Below are 22,079 nucleotides of genomic sequence, written 5' to 3'. Positions count from 1 at the left end.
CGGGATGGGTCTGGCCGCCGTAGGTGATGGTTCCGCCCGGGATCAGCGGCTTGAGTTCGGCCAGTCCCGCCGCGGTGGTCGGGTGGATGCCCTGGTCGCCTTCGAGCGTGGCCTGCACTTTGCGGAACGACTTGTCCGGGATTTCGAAGGGCACGCGCATGTACTTCTTCTGGAACGCGCGGTCCTGCTCGAGCGCCTGCGCGTACTGGGCGTAGCGCATCAGCGTCACCTCGTTCTGTTCCGCGGTGGTGATCCCATGGCGCCGGGCCACGTTCTCGGCCGTCTCGATCATCGACAGCTTCGCGAACGGGTCGCCCTGGAAGTTGTCCATCACCCAGCTCTCGTTCGTGCCGTTGCCGCCGGGGCCGGTGGGATCGGGGTAGTACAGCGACGGGCCGTTGCTCACCCGGTCGGCCGTCAGCAGGAAGGCGCAGTCGGCGCTGCCCGCCACCACGGCATCGGCCGCGAGGGCGATGCAACGTGCGGACGTGGCGCAGGCCTGCGAGATCGTGGGGCCGGAAAGCCGCTCCAGCCCCATCAGCCCCGCCGCCCAGGGCAGGCCATAGAACACGCCCTGCTGCGGAACGGTGGTGCCGAGCACGCCGAAGTCGATCGGCATCTCCTGCAGCCCGCGCGCGGCGAGCTCCCGCCGAGCATGCCACGCCGCGAACTTGAGGCTGTGCAGGTGCGAGAAGGCGCCTTGCCACTTGGCGAACGGGGTGCACCAGTAAGCGCCGTAGGGAATGTGTGCCGCTCTGCTCATCGCCTTGCCTTTCGCGCCTGCCGTGTCAGAACGCCGCGATCCCGGTCTGGGCCCGCCCCAGGATCAGGGCATGGATGTCGTGCGTGCCTTCGTAGGTGTTGACCACTTCGAGGTTGACCAGGTGACGCGCCACGCCGAACTCGTCGCTGATGCCGTTGCCGCCCATCATGTCACGTGCCAGGCGCGCGATGTCCAGCGCCTTGCCGCAGGAGTTGCGCTTCATGATGGACGTGATCTCCACCGAAGCCGTGCCCTCGTCCTTCATGCGCCCCAGGCGCAGGCAGCCCTGCAGCCCCAGCGTGATCTCGGTCTGCATGTCCGCCAGCTTCTTCTGGATCAGCTGGTTGGCCGCGAGCGGCTTGCCGAACTGCTTGCGGTCCAGCACGTACTGGCGTGCGCGGTGCCAGCAGTCTTCGGCGGCGCCGAGCGCGCCCCAGGCGATGCCATAACGGGCGGAGTTGAGGCAGGTGAACGGGCCCTTGAGGCCGCGCACTTCCGGGAAGGCGTTCTCCTCGGGACAGAACACTTCGTCCATCACGATCTCGCCGGTGATCGAGGCGCGAAGGCCCACCTTGCCGTGGATGGCCGGGGCGGAAAGGCCCTTCCAGCCCTTCTCCAGCACGAAGCCGCGGATCGCGCCTTCATCGTCCTTGGCCCAGACCACGAACACGTCGGCCACCGGGCTGTTGGTGATCCACATCTTGGAGCCGGTGAGGCTGTAGCCGCCGGCGACCTTCCGGGCCCGCGTGACCATGCTGCCCGGGTCGGAGCCGTGGTTGGGCTCCGTCAGGCCGAAGCAGCCGATCCACTTGCCAGACGCCAGCTTGGGCAGGTACTTCTGCTTCGTCGCCTCGTTGCCGAATTCGTTGATCGGCACCATCACCAGCGACGACTGCACGCTCATCATCGAGCGGTAGCCGGAGTCGACGCGCTCCACCTCGCGCGCCACGATTCCGTAGCACACGTAGTTGAGGCCGGCGCCGCCGTACTGCTCGGGGATGGTCGGGCCCAGCAGGCCCAACTCGCCCATCTCGGTGAAGATGGACGTGTCGGTCTTCTCGTGGCGGAAGGCTTCCAGCACCCGCGGCGCCAGCCGTTCCTGGCAATACGCGCGCGCGGCGTCCCGCACCTGTCGCTCGTCGGAGCTGAGCTGCTGGTCCAGCAGCAGCGGGTCGTCCCAGTGGAAAGCAGCTTTCGTGGTCTTGGCCATGGCTCTTACTCCGGAATCACCGCGGTGGCTTCGATCTCGACCTTGGCGCGGTCCTCGATCAGCGCCTTGACTTCGACAGCCGTCATCGCGGCGTTGTAGCTGCCGATGATCTCGCGGAACGCGCGCCCGATCTCGCGGCCGGCGGCGAGGTACTCGCGCTTGTCGGTGACGTACCAGGTCATGCGCACGATGTGCTCGGGCTTGCCGCCGGCCTCGCGCAGCACCTCCACGATGTTCTGCAGCGCCTGCTGCACCTGGCCGGCGAAGTCGTCGGTGTGGAACACGCCCTGCGCATCCCAGCCGATCATGCCGGCGATGAAGACCTGGCGGCCGCTGGCGGTCACGCCGTTCGCATAACCCTTCGGACGGGGCCAGCCGGGAGGAAGAAGCACTTTCATGGGGATTCCTTTGGAACGATGGGAGGAGCACGCCGCTGGATGGCCGCCTGCACGTCCGGGGGGATGTCGATCGCCTGGTGCGTCTCCAGCGAAGTGGTGACTATCACCTGCCGCATCTGCATCCGCAGTTGGCCGGCCGCCCCGGTGCAGCGCAGCAGCAGGGTGAAGGAGCGGCGGCCCAGGCGCTCCACGTCCAGGGTCAGGACCACCGGATCGCCGAACCGGCTGACCGCCTTGAATTCCGCTTCCAGCCGCACGGTGGGAAGCCCGACGCGGCGTTCCACCACGAGGTGCTGGTAACCCACGCCCAGCGGGCCGTTGAACCAGTCTTCCACCACGCTGTTGAACATGACGAAATACTGGGGATAGAAGACGATGCCGGCCGGATCGCAGTCCGAGAAGCGGATGCGGCGCTCGACGGCGAAGGCGCTCATTGCATCACCTCGCCGCCGGACACGGAGATGGCTTGGCCCGTGATCGCGGCGGCGCCATCGCTGCACAACCAGCGCACGGCGTCCGCCACTTCCTGCGGCTGCACGATCCTCTGCTGCGGGTTGCCGCTGGCGAACTCCTTGCGGGCGTCCGCCTCGCTGCGCCCGGTCTTGGCCACCACGTTGGCGACGCTCTCGCGCAGGATGTCGGTTTCGGTGTAGCCCGGGCAGACCGCATTGACGGTGATCCCCTTGCGGGCGACTTCCAGTGCCAGCGAACGGGTGAGGCCTAGCACGCCATGTTTGGCGGCGACATACGCGCTGACGTAGGCATAGCCCTTCTGGGCGGCGGTGCTAGCGATGTTCACGATGCGGCCCCGGCCCGCCGCCAGCATGTCCGGCAGGGCGGCCTGGGAACAGAGGAAGGTGCCGGTCAGGTTCACGGCCAGCATCCGCTGCCACAGGTCCAGGCCGGTGCGGGTAAAGGGCGCGCTCTCGGCCTGGCCGGCGTTGTTCACCAGGATGTGGAGCGGGCCCCGTTCGGCCCGCGCCCGCTCGAACGCGGCATGGACTTGCCCGGCGTCCGAGACGTCCGCCACCACGATGCCATGGCGGCCAGGAAGCGAGGACGCGAGTTCCTGCAGCGTGCGCTCGTTGCGTCCGAGCAGCGTGAGCGCCGCGCCCTCTTGCGCCAGCGTGCGCGCGATGGCGGCACCGATGCCGCGGGCGGCGCCGGTGACCAGTGCATGCCTGCCGTGCAGCATCAGACCCCCAGTGCGCGGTTGGCCTGGGCCAGCGGCGACAGGCCGGCGGCCTGGCTGGCGGCAGCGCGTTCACGCTCCAGGTTGCGTTCCAGCTGAACCTTGGCCGAGCGGTACTGCTTCGGCCAGGCCAGGTCGAGATAACCGATGCGGGCCGCTTCCATCAAAGTCCAGGCCGGGTTGGCCAGGTGCGGGCGCGCCACGGCGCACAGGTCGGCGCGGCCGGCCGCGATGATGCTGTTGACGTGGTCGGCCTCCGAGATGGCGCCGACCGCGATCGTCGCGATGCCCGCTTCGTTGCGGACGCGGTCGGAGAACGGCGTCTGGAACATGCGGCCGAACACCGGCTTTTCCTGCTTGCTGACCTGGCCCGAGGAGCAGTCGATCATGTCGGCGCCGGCAGCCTTGAAGGCGCGGGCGATCGCCACTGCGTCGTCCGGCGTGATGCCGCCCTCGACCCAGTCGTGCGCCGAGATCCGCACCGACATCGGCAGGTGGCCCGGCCAGGCCGCCCGAACCGCATGGAACACCTCCAGCGGGAAGCGCAGCCGGTTCTCCAGCGAGCCGCCGTATTCGTCGGTGCGCTGGTTGGTCAGCGGCGAGATGAACGAGGACAGCAGGTAGCCGTGCGCGCAGTGCAGCTCCAGCCAGTCGAACCCGGCCTCCACGGCCCGGTGCGTCGCCGCCACGAAGTCGTCGCGCACGCGGTCCATGTCGGCGCGCGTCATCGCGCGGGACCACTGGCTCACGCCGTCGATGTACTGCTGCGGCGAGGCCGAGATCAGCGGCCAGTTGCCGTCTTCCAGCGGCTGGTCGATGCCTTCCCAGGCCACGCGTGTCGAGCCCTTCGCTCCGGCGTGTCCCAGCTGCAGCGCGATCTTCGCGTCGGAATTTGAATGGACGAAGTCCACGATGCGCTTCCATGCGTCGCGCTGGCCGTCGCTCCACAGCCCAGGGCATCCGGGCGTGATGCGGGCATCGGGCGATACGCAGGTCATCTCCACCATCACCATGCCGGCGCCGCCCATGGCGCGCGCGCCCAAGTGCGTCAGGTGGTAGTCGCCGGGTACGCCGTCGACGCAGGAGTACTGCGCCATCGGCGAGACCACGACGCGGTTCTTCAGCGTGGTGCCGCGCAGCGTGAACGGCGTGAACATGGGCGGGATCGGCATCTTCTCCGGATGGCGCTGCACGCCTGCCTTGACGGCCATCCAGTCCTCGTAGGCTTCCACGTACGCCTTGTCGCGAAGCCGAAGGTTCTCATGGCTGATCCGCTGGCTGCGCGTGAGCAATGAATATGCGAACTGCGCCGGCGGCAGGCTGGCGTAGCGGTCGACGTTCTCGAACCACTCGGTGGAGTTGCGGGCGGCGTTCTGGATGCGCAGCACGTCCACGCTGCGCACCGCCTCGTAGGCCTGCAGCGCGTCGTTCAGCTCGCCCGGCTTGTTGCGGATGCAGCGCGCCAGTTCGATCGCGTCCTCCAGGGCCAGCTTGGTGCCGGAACCGATGGAGAAATGCGCCGTGTGGGCGGCATCGCCCATCAGCACGACCGGCGTGCGGCCGTTGTGGTGCACCCAGCGCTGGCACACCACGCGCGGGAACCGGATCCACTGCGCCGATCCGCGCAGGTGGCTGGCGTTGGACATGAGCCGGTGGCCGTCCAGGTACTTGGCGAACAGGCGCTCGCAGAATTCGATGGACTCTTCCTTCTCCATCCTGTCCAGGCCCGCTGCGCGCCAGACCTCTTCGGGCGTCTCGACGATGAAGGTCGACGTGTCCGCATCGAACTTGTAGGCGTGGGCCTGGAACCAGCCCCATTCGGTCTTCTCGAAAGCGAAGGTGAAGGCGTCGAACAGCTTGTGCGTCCCGAGCCAGACGAAGCGGCAGCGGCGCGTGTCGATGTCCGGTACGAAGGTTTCGGCGTATTTGGTGCGGATGCGGCTGTTCAGGCCGTCGCTGGCGATGATGAGGTCCGCGTCCGCGTACTGCGTGTCGTCCTGCACGTCGGTCTCGAAGACGAGCTTGACGCCCAGTTCCTCGCAGCGCTCCTGCAGGATGTTCAGCAGCCGCTTGCGGCCGATGCCGCAGAAGCCGTGGCCGCCGGATCGCAGCTTGTGGCCGTCGATGTTGATCTCGATGTCGTCCCAGTGGCTGAACGCGTCCAGGATCTTCCCGGCCGTCGGCGCGTCGGCCTGCTGCAAGTTGCCCAGCGTCTGGTCGGAGAAGACCACGCCCCAGCCGAAGGTGTCATAGGGCTTGTTTCGCTCCACGACGCTGATGTCGTGCCGCGGATCCTGCTTCTTCATCAGCAGGGCGAAGTAAAGGCCGGCGGGGCCGCCGCCGATGCAAACGATCTTCAAGGGAGACTCCTGTCCAGCCGTGCGAACCGAGATAGTTGAAATCTCATTTGTTTAGGCCTAAAGCATTTTAGGACGCAGCAACGCCCCTGGCAACTTTCGGGACGCCGTCAGGGTCTTGGCGCCGCGCGATCCCAGCAGCCCGGCGGCACGCCGCGCTCGCGCAGCTTGAACTTCTGCACCTTTCCGTTCTCGGTTCGCGGCAGCTCGGCCACGAGGTCGATGAAACGCGGTATGGCGAATTTTGGGAGGCGCGACTCGCAGAAGGCGGCCAGCTCGGCGGGCTGGAGCGCTCCCGCCTCGCGCGGGATCACGGCGGCCATGACCTCGTCCTCGGCCAGTTCCGACCGGACGGGATAGACCGCCACGGCCGCGACAGAAGGATGGCTCATCAGCACCTGCTCGACTTCCCAGGACGAGATGTTCTCGCCGCGCCGGCGGATCGCGTCCTTGATGCGGTCGACGAAGACGAAGGCACCGTCGGCCTCGCGCACCACCCTGTCGCCCGTGTGGAACCAGAGGTTGCGCCAGGCCTCCACGGTCTTCTCCGGACGGCCGAAGTAGCCGGACGCGAAGACGAAAGGCTGGTCCGCGCGCAGCACCAGTTCGCCGGCCGTTCCCGCGGGCAGCTCGTTGTCAGCTTCGTCGACCACGCGCGCATCGAAGCCGGGGCGCAGCCAGCCCATCACGCCGCGGCGTGGCGAATCCGGTGCCGTCGCGATCACGAAGTTGGTCTCCGTGGACCCGTAGCCTTCCAGCAGCGTCACGCCGGTGCGCTCCAGGAAAGCCGCTCCGGCCGTGGCCGGCACGCCGGGGCCCAGGCCGGTGCGCACGCGGTGTTCGCGTTCCGCGGGTCCCGGCGGTTGCGCCAGCAGGATGGGCACCATGGCGCCGAGCAGGTAGACCACCGTCGCGCCGCAACCCTGCATGGCCGGCCAGAAGCCGGAGGCGGAGAACTTGTCGAGCAATACCGCCCGGCAGCCGGTGACCGCCGCCTGCGCGACGGTATTGAGGGCATTGATGTGGAAGAGGGGCAGCGTCGTGCAGAGCACGTCCGCTTGCGTGATCGACAGCACGTCGGCCGAGTGCACGCCCCACCAGTAGTACTGGGCATGCGGGCACAGCACGCCCTTGGCGGGGCCCGTCGTGCCCGACGTGTAGAGGACCGCGAGCGTGTCGCCCGGCTCGACGGATTCCGGCTCGACAGGTTCGGCAGCCGTGGGCCAACGCTCGCGCGCCGGTGGGCCGGACATCGAACCGCCCTCCCCGATGACCCAGATGCGCTGCAGCGCCGTCTGGCCCAGGTCGGCGGTGGCGAGGCGCTCGACGAAGCGGTCCTCGATCACCAGCAGGCGCGCGCCGCTGTCGGCCAGCAAATACTGCACCTGCGGCCCCATCGACGCACTGTTGATCGGCACGGCCGCTGCGCCGATCCAGCCGCATCCGAGCACCGTCTCGATGAACTCGGCGCGGTTGGAGCACATCACGGCCACGCGGTCGCCCCGGCCCACGCCGGCCGCACGCAAGGCCGCCCCCCGGGATGCCGCGACCTGCGCCGCATCGCGGTGGCGCCATTCCGCGCCGGGGACGGAAAGGAACGGACGGTCGCCGAACTCGCGCGCCTGGCGCGCGAGCATCGCGGGCAGCGTCCGCTCCTGCGGACGCAGCGGCGACTCAGTGTTCATCCGTCGCCCCGCCCAGGTAGGTGGCCTGCACCCGCGGATCGTTCTCGAGTTCCTTGGAAGCGCCGCTGAGCGCGATCTCGCCCGTCTCCAGCACGTAGCCGTAGTCGGAGCTCTCCAGCGCCGCCAGCGCGTTCTGCTCCACCAGCAGGATGGAAACGCCGTCGTTGCGCAGGCCGCGGATGATGCCCAGGATCTCCTGCACGATCAGCGGCGCGAGGCCCAGGCTGGGCTCGTCCAGCATCAAGAGGCGCGGCGCCGACATCAGCGCGCGGCCCAGCGCCAGCATCTGGCGCTCGCCCCCCGAGAGCGTGTCGGCGCGCTGCGAGCGCCGCTCGCCCAGGCGCGGGAAGCGGCCATAGACCTCGTCCAGCCGGCTTCGCAGCGTGCTGCCGTTCATGCGCTTCGAATAGGCGCCCAGCATCAGGTTGTCCAGCACGGTCAGTTCGCCGAACAGCTCGCGCTTTTCCGGCACCAGGCAGAGCCCGCGTTCGACGCGCGACTCCACGTCCAGTCCACCGACGTCCTCGCCTTCGAACCGAAGCGTGCCCTTCGAAGGCAGCAGGCCCATCGCCGCGCCCAGCAGCGTCGTCTTGCCGGCGCCGTTGGGGCCGATCACAGTGACGATCTGGCCGGGCAGCAGCGACAGCGAAACGCCGCGCACCGCATCGACCTGGCCGTACGAGACGTGCAGGTCGCCGATCTCGAGCATCGCGGTCGTCATCGCACGCCTCCTGCGGCCACCTGCCGCGGCTCCTGCGCCGCGGGGATGGTGCCGGGTTTGGCGACTGCGCCGCCAAGGTATGCGGCCTGGACGGCCGGGTCGGCCCGCACGGCAGCCGGCTCGCCCTCCACCAGCTTGGAGCCGAAGTTCATCACCACCAGGCGGTCGACGAGTCTCATGACGAAGTCCATGTCGTGCTCCACGATCAGGATGGTCACGCCTTCCGACCGCAGCTTGCGCAGCAGGTCGCCGAGTTCGTGCTTCTCCTTGCGGCGCAGACCGGCCGCGGGCTCGTCGAGCACCAGCAGCACCGGGTCGGCCGCCAGGGCGCGGGCGATCTCCAGGATGCGCTGCGTGCCCAGGGGCAGGCTGCCCGCCAGTTCGTGCGCGCGCTCGGCCAGGCCGATGCGCCCCAGCTGCTTGTAGGCCTCGGCCACGATCTGCGCCTCTTCGCGCCGGTCCAGGCGCAGGCCGGCCGACACCATGCCGGCGCGCGTGCGGCCATGGGCGCCGAGCGCGACGTTGTCCAGCAGGCTCATGTGCGGCCGAAGCTTCACGTGCTGGAAGGTGCGCGCCATGCCCTTGAGCGCGATGGCGCGTTGCGACAGCCCGGTCACGTCGTGGCCAAGGAACTCCACGTGCCCGCTCGTCATCGGCAGCGTGCCCGTGAGCAGGTTGAACATGGTCGACTTGCCGGCGCCGTTCGGGCCGATCAGGCCGACGATCTCGCCGGCCCGCACGTCGAAGCTCACGTCGTTGACCGCCACCAGCCCGCCGAACCGCTTGACCGCGCCTTTCACCGACAGCAGCAGCTCGCCGCGCGGCGGCAGGCTGCGGTGCGGCAGCGCGCCGGCGGACGCCTCGGGCACGCCGACCGGAACGGCGAACCGCCCCCGCGTCCAGCGCGCGATGAAGCCCATCAAACCGCCGCGCGCGTAGTGCAGCAGGAGGATGAACAGCATCGCGAATGCGACTGCTTCCAGTTGCCCGGCGCGCTGCGTGAGCAGCGGCAGCACGTCCTGCAGCCCGTTCTTCATGACCAGCACCAGTGCCGCGCCGACCAGCGCGCCGCTCAGGTGGCCGAGGCCGCCCGCCACTGCCATCAGCAGGTACTCGATGCTGGCCCGCACGTCGAAGGGCGACGGACTGACGAAGCGGTTCATGTGGGCATAGAGCCAGCCGGCCAGGCCGGCCAGCAACGCCGCCATCACGAACAGCGCCAGGCGCACCCTGAAGGCATCGGCGCCGACGCTGGCCAGCAGCGTGCTGCCGCCGCGCAGGCCGCGGATCGCGCGGCCGCTGCGGGACTGCAGGACGTTGTACGAGAACAGGAAGACCAGGCCGACCAGCACCCAGATCAGGTAGTACATGGAACGCGGGTCCGCGAACGAGAAGCCGCCGATCCTCAGCGCGGGAATGTTGGACATGCCCGTGTGGCGGCCCAGCGCGTCCATGTTGCCGAACAGCAGCGCGATGGACAGGCCCCAGGCGATGGTGGACAGCGGCAGGAAGTGGCCGCCGAGCCGCAGCGTCAAGAGGCCGATCAGCAGCGCCGCCGTTCCGGTGAGGGCCAGCGCGAACAGCAGGCCGATCCAGGGCGACACGCCTTGCGTCGTGGACAGCCAGGCGCTGGCGTAGGCCGCGATGCCGACGAAGGCCGCCTGGCCGAACGACGTGGCGCCGCCCACGCCCGTGAGCAGCACGAGGCCCAGCGCCACCAGCGACGCGATGCCGATGTCGTTGAGCAGGCTCACGCCGAAGTTGCCCAGCACCATCGGCGCGAGCGCCAGCAACGCGACCACGGCCGCGACCAGGGCGAGATGTCGTCTGCGCTGCGTCATTGGTCGATCTCCTCGGCTTCCTCTTCGGGGTGCCGTGTGAAGGCGGAGCGCAGCATCAGCACCGGGATCAGCAGGCTGAACACGATCACGTCCTTCAGCGCGCCGCTCCAGAACGAGCCGAAGCTCTCCACCACGCCGACCGCGAGCGCGCCGAGCGCCGTGAGCGGATAGCTCACCAGCCCGCCGATGATCGCGGCGACGAAGGCCTTCAGGCCGATCAGGAAGCCAGAGTCGTAGTACATGGTCGTGACGGGCGCGACCAGCACGCCGATCAGGCCGGCCAGCAGCGATGCGAAGGTATAAGCCAGCAGCGCGGTGCGCGCCGGCCGGATGCCGACGAGGCGCGCGCCGACGCGGTTGACGGCCGTGGCGCGCAGGGCTTTTCCGACCACGGTCCGCTCGAAGGCCAGGAAGAAGATGGCGCTCAGCACGATGGCGGAAGCCACCATCAGGATCACCTGCCCGCTCACCGAGAACGTCCCCAGCGAAAGCGCGCCGCTGGCCAGCGGCAGCGTGCGCGACCCCTCGGGACCGAAGAACAGCAGCCCCAGGCCGGACAGCAGGAAATGCAGGGCGAGCGAGACGATCAGCAGGACCAGCACCGAAGCGTCGGCGATCGGCTGCAACGCGACGCGGGCCACCAGCGGCGTGATCGGCACCACCAGCAGGATCGCGGTGATGATGAAAACGGCGTGCGGCAACCCTTGCTGGCCGGCAACGGCCCAGGCCAGCGCGCAGGGGATGGCCGGCAACACGCCCCAGCCGAGCACGGCCCGCGGGATGGCCGCCATTTCACCGCGCCGTACCAGCGAGACGATCTCGACGACCATCGCCAGCAACGCCAGCGTCAGCACCAGCCCGATGGTCGCGGGCTGGCGGCCGGTCTCGAAGGCCGCCAGGCTGAGCGCGGCGAAAGCCGCGACGTCACCGAACGGGACGAACACCACCCGGGTAACGGAAAAGATCAGGACCAGCCCGAGCCCGGCCAACAGGTACACCGCCCCGTTGGCCAGGCCGTCGATGCCCAGGATGAGTGCGACGTCCCAGGTCATTTCAGGGCACCAGCTTCCACTGGCCGTTTTCCAGCTTGACGATCACGCGCGCGCGCTCGTCCACCCCGTACAGCTGGCCCTGCTTGAAGTTGTAGACGCCGTGCGTGCCCACCACTTCCTTGGCGCTCATGATCGCGTCGCGAAGCGCCACGCGGAACTGGGGCGTGCCCGGCTCGGCCTTCGGCATGGCGCGCGCGGCTGCATCGGCGAACACCATGTAGCCGTCGAACGAATACGCGGAGTAGGCATCCGTGGTCGGCGCGTTGTTCACCTTCTGGAAGACGTCGCGGAAGTCGAGCGCGACCTTCTTGGTCGGGTAGTTGTTGGGCAGCTGTTCCGCGACGATGATGGGACCGGTCGGCATCTGGGTGCCGTTGGCTGCCTTGCCGCTGACGCGCACGAAGTCCGCGTTGATCAGGCCGTGCTGGCCGTAGACTGGGCCCTTGAAGCCACGTTCGCTGAGGGCCAGGTACGGCAGCGCGCCGGGCGTACCGGCCCCGCCGGTCATCACGGCATCGGGACGGGCGGCCACGATCTTGAGCACCTGTCCGGTGACCGAAGCGTCGGAACGGGCATAGCGCTCGTTGGTCACGACCTTGATGCCGGCCGGCTCGGCCGCCTTCATCAGCGCGTTGTAGACCAGGTCGCCCCAGGCGTCGGAAAAGCCGATGTAGCCCACCGTCTTCACGCCGTCCTTCTTCATGCGGTCGACCACCGCGGCCACCATCAGGTCGGTCGGCTGGGCCACCGTGACGGTCCACTCCAGGTCGGCGCCCTGCAGCGAGATCGGCGTCAGCCCGATCATCGGGGTCTTGGTCTCGCGGGCCACCTGCGCCATCGCGATCGCCGCCGGCACGCCGGAGGTGCCCATGATGACGTCGACCTTCTCTTCCTCGATCAGCTTGCGCGCGTTGCGGCCGGCGGTCGTGGGATCGGAGCCGTCGTCCAGCACGATGAGCTGCACCTTCTTGCCGTTGATCTCGGGCTTGTAGGCCACGGCCGCCTGCATGCCCTTGGCGTAGGGCACGCCGAGCGACGAGTTCGGGCCGGAGAGCGAGACGCTCAGGCCGACCTTGAGGTCGGCGGCCAGCGCGGCCCCGGCCATTGCGAAGGCAATTGCGGCCCCGAGGGCGCTGCGGACAAGACGTTTCATCGGTGTCTCCTGGTGGGTGAAGCTCAAGGAAAAAGCTGGATCGCCGGCAGGGGCTTGCCCGCGTCCAGAAGGTCGACCCGCTTGAGTCGGATGCGCCAATCGCCGCCCACGCGCGCGAGCCGGTGGGTGTAGCTGCCGGCCAGCAGGACCTGCCGCTCGCCGCGAGATTCGATGTAGAGGAAGGGTGTGCGCCAGGCATTCCCCTCGTCGGCCTGGACCTGCACCGGCGCCTGCAGCAGGTGCTGGCAGCGGCTGGCCGGATGCTGCGAATGCGCACGCGGATTCTTCAGGCGCTCGATGCGCAGCGACAGCAGCAGCCTGTCCTCGTCGGCGAGCGAGTTGTGCAGCGCGCCTTCCGTCTGCGCGGCACCCTGCAGCGGAACCCAGTAGCGGCCGTCCTCGGCGAAGAGGGCCAGCCACTCGTCGTAGCGCTGCGCGTCCAGCAGGTGCGCTTCGTGGGCGATGAATTCCTGGGCGGTCATGCCCCCTCCTCCATCGCCATGTCGGCCGTCATGAACCGGGCCCAGGCGCGGAACTGGTTGCGCATCAGCAGTTCGTTCGTGCCGTTGACCTCCCGCGTGCCGCCTTCCAGCTCCGACGGCTGGAAGTCGCGGTGCAGGCTCACCCATTCGTTGCGGCCGGCGCGCAGGCCCTGCTGGATGCTCTCGAACAGGTGCACGTCGTCGTGCGCCACCACGGACATCGGCGAGAACACCAGCCGGTTGTAGGTCATGGCCCGCTCGAACAGCAGTTCGGGGGCGCCTTCGGCACGGAAGCTCCAGGCCTCGATCAGGGTGCGGTCCGCCGCCAGCGGTCGGATCACGCGGATCGCCTGCGGCGAACCCTTGACCGACAGGCTGGGGAAGCAGACGGAGTTCTGCGGTGAGCGCTGCAGGATCTCGCTGGCCCGCTCCTCGCCGTGCGCCGCCCGCAGCGCGGCCTCGTACTCCGGCACCTGGGCGTAGCCGGAGTGGATGCTGAAGTTCACGCCCAGCATGCTGTGGCCGTTGGGGTAGACGCGGCCGCCCATGCGGTCGAAGAAGTCGTAGCCCGCGCCGAACGGCAGGATCTGCTCCATGGCCATCGGCTTGGCAACGTCGGCGGGCTGTCCCTGCCACAGGATGTTCGCCGCCTGGGTCGCGGACTCGTGCGCCGACTGCGGATGCACGGTATCGTTGATGTTCTCCAGGTACATCTTCCAGTTGCAGTGGATGATGTTGCGGATGACGCCGCCCTCCACGCGCAGCCGCCCCACCGGCGAACGGTCGGCCAGGTTGTCGATGGCGCCCAGCACGTCGCCGAAGTACGCGTGGAAGTCGGGGCCGCCGTCGTTGATCTTCGCGAACACGAAGTCGCGGTACACGGCCACGTTCTGCAGCGCGCCCATGCCCTGCCCCGACTCGCACTCCTTCAGGCGCGTGCCCTCGTAGCCGTTCTTGATCGGCACCGCGAGCGGCGAGCCGTCCAGCTTGTAGGTCCAGGCGTGGTAGGGGCAGCGGAAGAACTTGCCGGTGCTGCCGCATTCGTCGGTGGACAGCGGCATCCCTTTGTGGGCGCAGCGGTTGTTCAGGACCCGGATGCCGCCGTCGGCCTGCCGCACCATCAGCAGCGGCTGGCCGGCGATCTCCACGGTGATGTAGTCGCCCGCGGCCGGCACCTGGCTGGCGTGCCCGACGTAGTTCCACGTGTTGGCGAAGAAGTGGCGCTGCTCCAGTGCGAACAGTTCTTCGCTGAGGTACAGGTCCCGGTGCACCCGGTCTTCCTGCACCAGGGCCAGGATGTCCTTGCGCCGCATGCTCAGCTCCCCGCCTTCACGTGGCGCGCCTCAGGGCGCCAGCTTCCACTGGCCCTTTTCGAGCCGGATCACCACCGCCGAGCGCTTGTCCAGCCCGTAAGGCTCGTTGGGCTTGAAGGTGAACACGCCGTGCGTGCCGGGCAGTTCCTTGGTCTCATGGATCGCGTCGCGCAGCGCGACGCGGAACTCCGGCGTGCCCGGTTCGGCCTTGGCCGCCGCGCGCGCCGCGGCGTCGGCGAACACCAGCCAGGCGTCGAACGTGTAGGCCGAGAAGGCGTCGACGGGCGCGGACCCGTGCACCTTCTGGTAGGCGGCACGGTAGTCGAGCGCGACCTTGCGCACCGGGTTCGTCTCGGGCAGCTGGTCGGCCACCATCACGGGGCCGCTGGGCACCATCAGGCCATTGGCGGCATTGCCGCCGACGCGCACGAAGTCGGCGGTGATGAGGCCGTGCGTGCCGTAGATCTGGCCCTTGTAGCCGCGCTCGGCGAGCGCCAGGTACGGCAGCGCACCCGGGGTGCCGGAGTTGCCGGCGAACACCGCGTCCGGACGGGACGCGACGATCTTGAGGATCTGGCCGGCCACGGAGGAATCGCCGCGGGCATAGCGCTCGTTGGCGGTCACCTTGATGCCGGCCGGCTCGGCCGCTTTCACCAGCGAGTCGTAGGCCAGGTCGCCCAGCGCGTCGGAGAAGCCGATGAAGGCCACCGTCTTGACCCCGCTCGCCTTCATCTTGTCGACCACCGCCGCCACCATCAGCGGGAAGGGTTGCGAGACCGTGACGGTCCAGCCCTGGTCGTCGGCCGGCACGCTCAGCGGCGTGGGCGAGATCAGCGGTGTCTTGCTTTCACGGGCAACGCCCGAGATGGCCAGCGCGCCGGGGACGCCGGAGGTGCCGATCAGCACGTCCACCTTGTCCTCCGTGGCGAGCTTGCGCGCGTTGCGGGCCGCCACCGTGGGGTCGGAGGCGTCGTCCAGCACGATCACCTGCACGTTGTGCTTGCCCACGGTGGACTTGTACGCCTTGGCGGCGTCGATGCCCTTCGCGTACGGGATGCCCAGCGCCGAGACGGGCCCCGACAGCGAGGTGATGACGCCGACCTTGATGTCGGCGGCGAGCACCGGCGCGGCGAGCGCGGCGCCCAGGGCCGCGATGGCGAATCGGGTGAGGGAAGTTTTCATCACGGCACCAGTTTCCATTGACCTTTTTCGAGCTTGACGATCACGCGCGAGCGCTCGTCCGATCCGTACCGGTTGTCCGGCTTGAAGTTGTAGACGCCATGCGTGCCCACCAGCTCCTTGGTGTTGACGATCGCGTCGCGCAGGGCCACGCGGAACTGCGGGGTGCCGGGTTCGGCCTTCGCGGTCGCGCGCTGCGCCGCGTCGGCGAAGAGCAGCCAGGCGTCGAACGAGTAGGCGGAGAAAGCGTCGGTGGGCGCGGCGCCGTTGGCCTTCTGGTAGGCGGCGCGGAAGTCCATCGACACCTTTCGGATCGGGTTGTCGGCCGGCAGCTGCTCGGCCACGATCACCGGGCCGGTGGGCGCCAGCAGGCCTTCGACCGCAGCGCCGCCGACGCGCACGAAGTCGGGGTTGATCAGCGCATGCGTGCCGTAGATCGGGCCCTTGTAGCCGCGCTCGGCCAGCGCGCGGTAAGGCAGCGCACCGGGCGTGCCCGAGGTGCCGGTGATCACCGCGTCGGGACGGGCCGCCACGATCTTGAGCACCTGGCCGGTGACCGAGCTGTCGGCGCGGGCGAATCGCTCGTTGGTCAGCACCTTGATGCCGGCGGCGCCGGCGGCCTGCGTGAGCGAGTCGTAGACCAGGTCGCCCCAGGCGTCGGAGAAGCCGATGTAGCCCACCGTCTTGATGCCGCTCTTCTTCATGCGGTCGACGATGGCGCTGATCATCAGCGGCGCGGGCTGGGGCAGCGTGACCATCCAGGCGCCGTCCTCGCCCGGAAGGTTGGCGTTGGCGATGGAGATCAGCGGCGTCTTCGTTTCGCGAGCGACGGCGGCGATCGCCAGGGCGCCCGGCGAGCCCGCCGTGCCGATGATGACGTCGACCTTGTCCTCGTCGATCAGCTTGCGTGCATTGCGCGCCGCCGTGGACGGATCGGAGCCGTCGTCCAGCTGGATCAGCTGCACCTTGCGGCCGGCGACTTCGGGCTTGTACGCGGCAGCGGCCTGGATGCCCTTCGCATAGGGGATGCCCAGCGACGAGACCGGTCCGGACTGCGAGGTGATGAAGCCCACCTTCAGGTCGGCGGCCAGCGCGTTCAGCGCGAGCCCGGCGCCCAGCAGGGTGGCCGCTATTGTTTTGATTGCTTTCATGGAGTCTCCTGTCAGAGGGAAAGGCTGCCGAGGCTGGCGCCCCCGCACACGTACAGAACCTGGCCGGTGATGAAGCCGGCATCGGGGCTGATGAAGAACGAAACCGCGCGCGAGACGTCCTGCGGCTCGCCGATGCGTCCGACCGGGATGGAGGCCGCGAGCTTCTGCTCGCGCTCGCTGCCGGCGGGGATCACGTCGTAGAACATCTCGGTGTGCACCGGCCCCGGCGCCACCACGTTCACCGTGATCCCGTGCGGCGCCAGCTCCAGCGCCCAGGTGCGGGCCATGCCCAGCATGCCGGCCTTGGTGGCGGAATAGCTGGTGCGTGTCTGCGCGCCCAGCGCGGCGCGCGAGGACAGCAGCAGGATGCGGCCGAAGCGCTGCTGGCGCATCGCGGGCAGCGCCGCCTGCACCAGCTGGATGGCGCAGCCCAGGTGCAGGTTGACCAGCGCGTCGAGGTCCTCGAGCTGCACGTCGGGCAGCAGTGCGGGGCGGATGACGCCCGCGTTGTGGATGAGCGTGTTCACCTCGAACTTGCGGACCAGTTCCTGCGCGGCCTGGGCGGTGGCGGCGCGGTCCATCAGGTCGACCTCGATGCTGTGCAGCCGCGGATGCGAGGCTTCGCTGCGGCGCCGGGCCAGCGAAACGACCTCGTAGTCCTCGGCCAGCAGCTGCTCGCAGATGCTCTTGCCGATGCCGGCGCTGCCGCCGGTGACCGCGGCGATCTTCCGGGGGGTCATCGCGCGTCCTCCACCAGGGCTAGCACGCGCAAGGGACTGCCGCTGCCCTTCTCGATCTTCAGGGGCGGACAGATCAGCAGCGATCCCGTGGGCGGGAGCTTGTCCAGGTTGGCCAGGCACTGCAGGCCATAGCGGCCGGCGCCGTGCATGAAGTAGTGGCACGGGTACGGCGGACGCAGGTGGTAGCCCTGCCCCGCATCCGTGCCGATGGCTTCCGAACCGAAACCGAGCACCTGCCGCTGCTCGACCAGGAACTGCACGGCCTCGGAGCTCGGGCCCGGCGTGTGCTGGCCGGTTTCGTCGAAGTTCTGGTAGGCCTCGGGGTCGGTGCGCTTGGACCAGTCGGTGCGCATCAGCACCCACGCGCCGGCCGGGATGCGGCCATGCGCCTTCTCGAAGCGTTCGATGTCCTCCACCGTCAGCAGGTAGTCGGGATCGGCCTTCACCTGTTCGGAGCAGTCGATCACGCAGGCCGGTGCGACGAAGTGCTCCACCGGGATCGTGTCGACCGAGTTGTGGGCCAGGTCGCGGCCGGAGATCCAGTGGATGGGCGCGTCGAAGTGCGTCCCCGTGTGCTCGCCGCAGGAGAAGTTGTTCCAGTACCAGCCCGGGCCGCGCTCGTCGTACTTGGACACCTCCTCGATGCGGAACGGCCAGCACTGGCCCATCTCGGGCGGCAGCGCGATCTGCGGGAAGTCCGGCGTGAGGGTCTGCGTCAGGTCGACCACGCGGATGCGGCCGGTGGCGAGGCCCAGCGCCACGCCGGCCAGGACATTGCTCGTTGCTTGTTCCATGTCAGCTTCCTCCGGCCGCGAGTTCGCGCTCGAGCACCTTGGGGTTGTCGCGCCAGCGCTCCAGCCACTCCTGCGCCACGTCGCCCGGGTAGACATCCTCGATGCCTTCCTTCAGCGCCTTGACGATGGCGCTGGCCAGCGCGGCGGGCGCCACCTTCGGCGGCGGCAGGTTCTGGTTCCACTCGTCGTCGATCGGGCCGGGGAACACGTTGATCACGCGGATGCCCGCCGGCCGCATCTCCGCGCGCAGGCATTGCGACAGCGAAAGCGCCGCGGCCTTCGAGGCCGAGAACGTCCCGTGCGGCGGGAAATTGCTCAGCGAATAGATCGACAGCAGGTTCACCCAGGCCGCGGCGTGGGTCACGCCGTCGGCCGAGCGGGCACGGAGGGCCGGGCCGAACTCCTGCGCCAGCCGCAGCAGGCCGAAGTAGTTGATGTCCATCTCCATCTTGGCGACGTCGGTGCCGCGGCGGCCGGAGATGCCGAAGGACCGGTGCACCTCGGCGTTGTTGATGACGATGTCGACCTTGCCGCCGATCTCGCCGGCCAATTCGGTGACGGAGCGCCCGTTCGTCAGGTCCAGCGGCACCAGCGTCACTTCCTTCATCGCGCTGATGTCGGAGAAGCCGGGCAGCTTCTTCCACGGCTCGGCGTGGCCGACCCAGACGATGTCGGCCCCGGCCTTGACCAGCGCCTGCACCATCGCCTGGCCGACCGCCGTCTTGCCATCCGTGACCAGCACCTTGCGGTACTTCGGATCGCTGGTCATCTCGCGCAGCATGCTGTCGTCCGACATGTGTTCGCCCCCTTTTTCGGGAAATCCAATCAAGACCGCCTGCCCCGCGCGATCGAGCCGCGCGCCCACGTGCACCCGCGTCGGCGGCTCGCCCACCTCGCCGTGCAGGTGCACGATCACCGACGGTCCGGAATCCAGTTTCACCAGGCCCAGGCGCCACGGCAGGCGTTCGCGGAAGAACAGGTCGTTGCTGTGGTGCAGCGTGGTCGCGCTCAGCAGCTCGCCCTGGCCGGATTGCGGGCGCCACTGCAGGCGCGGCGACAGGCAGCGGTGGCACGCATCGCGCGGCGGGTACTGCACGGCCTGGCAATCCTTGCAGACCTGGAGCTCGAACCGCCCCTCCGCCGCCGCGGCCGTCATGCCCAAGGCGACACGCCCGCGCGCCCACGGCGGCAGGTTCATCTGCCGCGTGCGCAGAACCGGGTTCTTGCGCTTGGGCTTCATCAGCGGCATCGTCATGACGACCTCCCCAGCAGCACCGCCCCGGTGCACAGGCAGCGGTCGTACGTGACCATCCCGAATCCGGTGACGAGACCCAGCTTCGCGTCGCGAACCGCTCGCGAGCCCGCCTGGTCCGTCAGCTGGCGAATCGCCTCGGTCATGCCCAGGAATCCGCCGGCCGCACCGGCCTGGCCGCAAGACAGCTGCCCGCCGGTGGTGTTGTTGGGAAAGCTGCCGTCGAAGGTGAGCGACTGTTCGCGCACGAACGCCGGGCCCTCGCCCTTCTCGCAGAAGCCCAGGTCCTCGAACTGCAGCATCACGATCACGGGGTAGTCGTCGTAGGTCTGGATGAAGTCCACGTCGGCGGGCTTCGCCCCGGCCTGCGCATAGAGGTCGTCGCGGTCCATCCGCCAGCCGCCGCGCACCATGACGGGGTCCTCGGCATAGGCGTTGTGCCGTTCGATCGCGCCGCGCACCAGCACATGAGGCAGGCCGAGGTCTCGCGCCCGCTCCTCGCGCATCACGAGGAAGGCTTCGGCGCCAGCGCAGGGCATCACGCAGTCGAACAGGTGGATCGGGTCCGAGATCGAGCGCGCACCCATGTACTCGTCCATGGTGAGCGGCTTCTTGAACAGCGCATTGGGGTTCTGCAGCGCATTCGTGCGTTGCGCCACGGCGATGCGGCCGAAGTCCTCGCGCGTCGCCCCGTACGTGCGCATGTAGTTGGACGTGATGAACGCGAAGATCGAGTTCGGCCCGCCCGAGCCGTAGGGATAGCTGGCGTCGCGCGCGAAGTTGCTGAAGGCGCCCAGCGTGAGGCGGAAGGACTCGACGTGGTTGGTGTCGGCCGCGATGCAGGCCACGACGTCGGCGTCCCCCGCCTGCACCGCGCGCGCCGCGCGGCGCAGCGACATCACGCCCGAGGCGCCGCCGGTGGGGATGTGGTCCAGCCACCGCGGCGTGACGCCCAGGTGCTGCGTCACGCCCACGGCCGTGTCGGGCGCGAGCGAGAAGCTGCTCACCGTCAGGCCGTCGATCTGGTCCTTGCGCAGCCCCGACGCCTTCACCAGCCGCTCCAGCGCCTGGCCGATGAACCAGTGGGCGGCGCGGGTGGAATAGCGCACGTAGGGCACGGTGACCGGCACGGCCACCGCGACGCCTTCATAGGAGAGCCGCCTGGCCATCACCCCTGCCTTTTCTTCCTGGCGCGCATGTCGATGCAATGCGGCTTCCCTGGCAAGGACCGGGCCAGCTCGCGAAGCTGGCCGCGCTGGATCTTCTGCGACATCGTGAGCGGCACTTCGTCCACGAACGCGACATAGCCGGGCGCCTTGTAGTACGCGAGCTGCGCCAGCGCGTGGTCGACGATGCTCGCCGCGAGCGCCGCGCGCTCGGCCTCCGGCACCGGATGGCGCGTGATGATGCAGGCCAGCACCTCGTCGCCGCGCACCTCGTCCGGCGCCGCGGCGACGGCGGAACTCTTCACCGCCGGGTGCTGGTTGAGGATGCTCTCCACCTCGACCGCGGAGATGTTCTCGCCGCTGCGGCGGATCACGTTCTTCTTGCGGTCGACGAAGTACAGGTGGCCGCCGGCGTCGCGCCGCACCATGTCGCCGGTGTGGAACCAGCCGCCGGCCCACGCCTCCGCGGTGGCGGCTTCGTCCTTCAGGTAGCCGGAGAAGAAATAACGGCGCGGGTCCGGGCCGCTGGAGCGCACCAGCAGCTCGCCCGGCACTCCGGGTTCGACGTCCTGGCCTTCGTCGTCGACCAGACGGATCTGCACGAAGGCTTCGGGATGGCCGAAGCAGCTGGCGCCCACGTGGCGCGGTTCGTGGTTCGCCATCACGCAGGCGGCCGCACCGGTTTCGGTCATGGCCCAGGCCTCCACCAGCGGAAAACCGAAGCGCTGCTCGAACACCGCGTGGTTCTTTCGATCGACGCCGGCGCCGAACCCCCAGCGCACGGCATGCTGGCGGTCGGCCGGCGACGCGGGCGCGGACAGCAGCATCGCGGGCATCACGCCGAGGTAGTGCACGATCGTCGCGCGGCTATCGCGCACGCTCTGCCACCAGCTCTTGGGATGGAAGCGGTCGAGCTGGATGAGGCAACCGCCCGCGGTGATCACCACCATCGCGGAGAACGCCATCGCGTTCACGTGGTTCAGCGGCAGCGGCGTGATGATCCGCTCCTGCCCCGGGCGGACGGAGCAGACGCCGTCCAGCCCCGCATACCACTCACCGGCCCGCAGGAAGTACTCGTTCGAGAGCCGGCAGCCCTTGGGCCGGCCGGTGGTGCCGGAGGTGTAGAGCAGCGCGCACTCGGTCTCCAGCCCGGGCGAACCGGCGGCGGGCGCGGCGTTGGGCGCCCGCTCGGGGGGCGCCGCGCTCGAAGAATCCCAGAGGCGCAGCGTGACGCCGACAGCGGCAGCCGCCGCCCTCAGATCGTCCGCGCGTTGCGGCAGCGTGACCGCCAGGCAGATCTCGCTGTGGCCGATCAGGTATTCCAGTTCGGCCGAGCGCATCTCCGAGTTGATCGGCACCACGCTGACGCCGAGCGCGTTGAGGGCGAGCCAGTGGAACAGGAAGGCCGGCCGGTTCTCCAGCAGCAGGCCGGCGCGATGGCCGTGTCCGTAGCCCGCGGCGGCATAGGCGGCGCGCAGGCGCTCGACCTCCGCGGCGGCCTGCGCCCAGGTGATGGGCGCAGCATCGATGCCATAGACCTGCGCAGTCACCCCATCGATGTACAGGAATTCGCCACCCGGATCCCGCGCGGCGGTGGCGGTGAATCGGTCGTGGACGGTTCTCATGCGGC

General features: G+C 69.0%; 19 protein-coding genes and 1 pseudogene. All 20 read right to left on the bottom strand.

The window, feature by feature from the left end; genetic code table 11:
• Positions 1 to 25 precede the first annotated feature (25 nt).
• A pseudogene (locus tag EZ313_RS23810) lies at positions 26 to 763 on the bottom strand (thiolase family protein); the annotation flags it as partial.
• Positions 764 to 788: 25 nt separating this feature from the next.
• Positions 789 to 1,973, bottom strand: a complete 1,185-nt coding sequence (locus EZ313_RS20690) for an acyl-CoA dehydrogenase (protein WP_135265198.1) — start codon at positions 1,971 to 1,973, stop codon at positions 789 to 791.
• Between the two features lie 5 nt (positions 1,974 to 1,978).
• On the bottom strand, positions 1,979 to 2,371 hold the full coding sequence (locus EZ313_RS20685) for a RidA family protein (RefSeq protein WP_135265197.1): 393 nt from the start codon (positions 2,369 to 2,371) through the stop codon (positions 1,979 to 1,981).
• A complete protein-coding gene (locus tag EZ313_RS20680; protein ID WP_135265196.1) occupies positions 2,368 to 2,805 on the bottom strand; it encodes an acyl-CoA thioesterase in 438 nt (145 codons plus the stop codon). Before EZ313_RS20680 ends, EZ313_RS20685 begins: the two co-directional genes overlap by 4 nt.
• On the bottom strand, positions 2,802 to 3,566 hold the full coding sequence (locus EZ313_RS20675) for an SDR family NAD(P)-dependent oxidoreductase (protein ID WP_135265195.1): 765 nt from the start codon (positions 3,564 to 3,566) through the stop codon (positions 2,802 to 2,804). Before EZ313_RS20675 ends, EZ313_RS20680 begins: the two co-directional genes overlap by 4 nt.
• On the bottom strand, positions 3,566 to 5,923 hold the full coding sequence (locus tag EZ313_RS20670) for a bifunctional salicylyl-CoA 5-hydroxylase/oxidoreductase (protein ID WP_135265194.1): 2,358 nt from the start codon (positions 5,921 to 5,923) through the stop codon (positions 3,566 to 3,568). The genes EZ313_RS20675 and EZ313_RS20670 overlap by 1 nt, the downstream gene beginning before the upstream one ends.
• A gap of 107 nt (positions 5,924 to 6,030) precedes the next feature.
• A complete protein-coding gene (locus tag EZ313_RS20665) occupies positions 6,031 to 7,605 on the bottom strand; it encodes an ATP-dependent acyl-CoA ligase (protein ID WP_135265193.1) in 1,575 nt (524 codons plus the stop codon).
• Positions 7,595 to 8,326: an ABC transporter ATP-binding protein gene (locus EZ313_RS20660; protein ID WP_135265192.1), complete on the bottom strand. Its 732-nt coding sequence runs from the start codon at positions 8,324 to 8,326 to the stop codon at positions 7,595 to 7,597. Before EZ313_RS20660 ends, EZ313_RS20665 begins: the two co-directional genes overlap by 11 nt.
• Positions 8,323 to 10,167 (bottom strand): branched-chain amino acid ABC transporter ATP-binding protein/permease, encoded by a 1,845-nt coding sequence (locus tag EZ313_RS20655; RefSeq protein ID WP_135265191.1) that lies wholly within the window; start codon positions 10,165 to 10,167, stop codon positions 8,323 to 8,325. The genes EZ313_RS20660 and EZ313_RS20655 overlap by 4 nt, the downstream gene beginning before the upstream one ends.
• Positions 10,164 to 11,219 (bottom strand): branched-chain amino acid ABC transporter permease, encoded by a 1,056-nt coding sequence (locus EZ313_RS20650; RefSeq protein WP_135265190.1) that lies wholly within the window; start codon positions 11,217 to 11,219, stop codon positions 10,164 to 10,166. The genes EZ313_RS20655 and EZ313_RS20650 overlap by 4 nt, the downstream gene beginning before the upstream one ends.
• A gap of 1 nt (position 11,220) precedes the next feature.
• A complete protein-coding gene (locus EZ313_RS20645; protein ID WP_135265189.1) occupies positions 11,221 to 12,372 on the bottom strand; it encodes an ABC transporter substrate-binding protein in 1,152 nt (383 codons plus the stop codon).
• 23 nt (positions 12,373 to 12,395) lie between these two features.
• Entirely contained in the window at positions 12,396 to 12,854 is a 459-nt protein-coding gene (locus tag EZ313_RS20640; RefSeq protein WP_135265188.1) for an aromatic-ring-hydroxylating dioxygenase subunit beta, read from the bottom strand.
• Positions 12,851 to 14,167: an aromatic ring-hydroxylating dioxygenase subunit alpha gene (locus EZ313_RS20635; RefSeq protein ID WP_135265187.1), complete on the bottom strand. Its 1,317-nt coding sequence runs from the start codon at positions 14,165 to 14,167 to the stop codon at positions 12,851 to 12,853. Before EZ313_RS20635 ends, EZ313_RS20640 begins: the two co-directional genes overlap by 4 nt.
• A gap of 30 nt (positions 14,168 to 14,197) precedes the next feature.
• Positions 14,198 to 15,349, bottom strand: a complete 1,152-nt coding sequence (locus EZ313_RS20630) for an ABC transporter substrate-binding protein (protein ID WP_135265186.1) — start codon at positions 15,347 to 15,349, stop codon at positions 14,198 to 14,200.
• On the bottom strand, positions 15,349 to 16,497 hold the full coding sequence (locus EZ313_RS20625) for an ABC transporter substrate-binding protein (RefSeq protein WP_135265185.1): 1,149 nt from the start codon (positions 16,495 to 16,497) through the stop codon (positions 15,349 to 15,351). Before EZ313_RS20625 ends, EZ313_RS20630 begins: the two co-directional genes overlap by 1 nt.
• An 11-nt stretch (positions 16,498 to 16,508) precedes the next feature.
• Positions 16,509 to 17,237 carry an SDR family oxidoreductase gene (locus tag EZ313_RS20620; RefSeq protein WP_135265184.1) on the bottom strand — a complete coding sequence of 243 codons (729 nt, stop codon included), beginning with the start codon at positions 17,235 to 17,237 and terminating at the stop codon, positions 16,509 to 16,511.
• Positions 17,234 to 18,031, bottom strand: coding sequence for a cyclase family protein (locus EZ313_RS20615; protein ID WP_135265183.1), 798 nt, complete (start codon positions 18,029 to 18,031; stop codon positions 17,234 to 17,236). The genes EZ313_RS20620 and EZ313_RS20615 overlap by 4 nt, the downstream gene beginning before the upstream one ends.
• Before the next feature lies 1 nt (position 18,032).
• Positions 18,033 to 19,286, bottom strand: a complete 1,254-nt coding sequence (locus tag EZ313_RS20610) for an SDR family NAD(P)-dependent oxidoreductase (RefSeq protein ID WP_135265182.1) — start codon at positions 19,284 to 19,286, stop codon at positions 18,033 to 18,035.
• Positions 19,283 to 20,452: a thiolase family protein gene (locus EZ313_RS20605; RefSeq protein WP_205960448.1), complete on the bottom strand. Its 1,170-nt coding sequence runs from the start codon at positions 20,450 to 20,452 to the stop codon at positions 19,283 to 19,285. The genes EZ313_RS20610 and EZ313_RS20605 overlap by 4 nt, the downstream gene beginning before the upstream one ends.
• Positions 20,452 to 22,074: an AMP-binding protein gene (locus EZ313_RS20600; RefSeq protein ID WP_135265181.1), complete on the bottom strand. Its 1,623-nt coding sequence runs from the start codon at positions 22,072 to 22,074 to the stop codon at positions 20,452 to 20,454. Before EZ313_RS20600 ends, EZ313_RS20605 begins: the two co-directional genes overlap by 1 nt.
• Positions 22,075 to 22,079 lie beyond the last annotated feature (5 nt).

The organism is Ramlibacter henchirensis (assembly GCF_004682015.1).
Lineage (GTDB): Bacteria > Pseudomonadota > Gammaproteobacteria > Burkholderiales > Burkholderiaceae_C > Ramlibacter > Ramlibacter henchirensis.
This window is presented reverse-complemented; position numbering and strand designations above follow the sequence as displayed.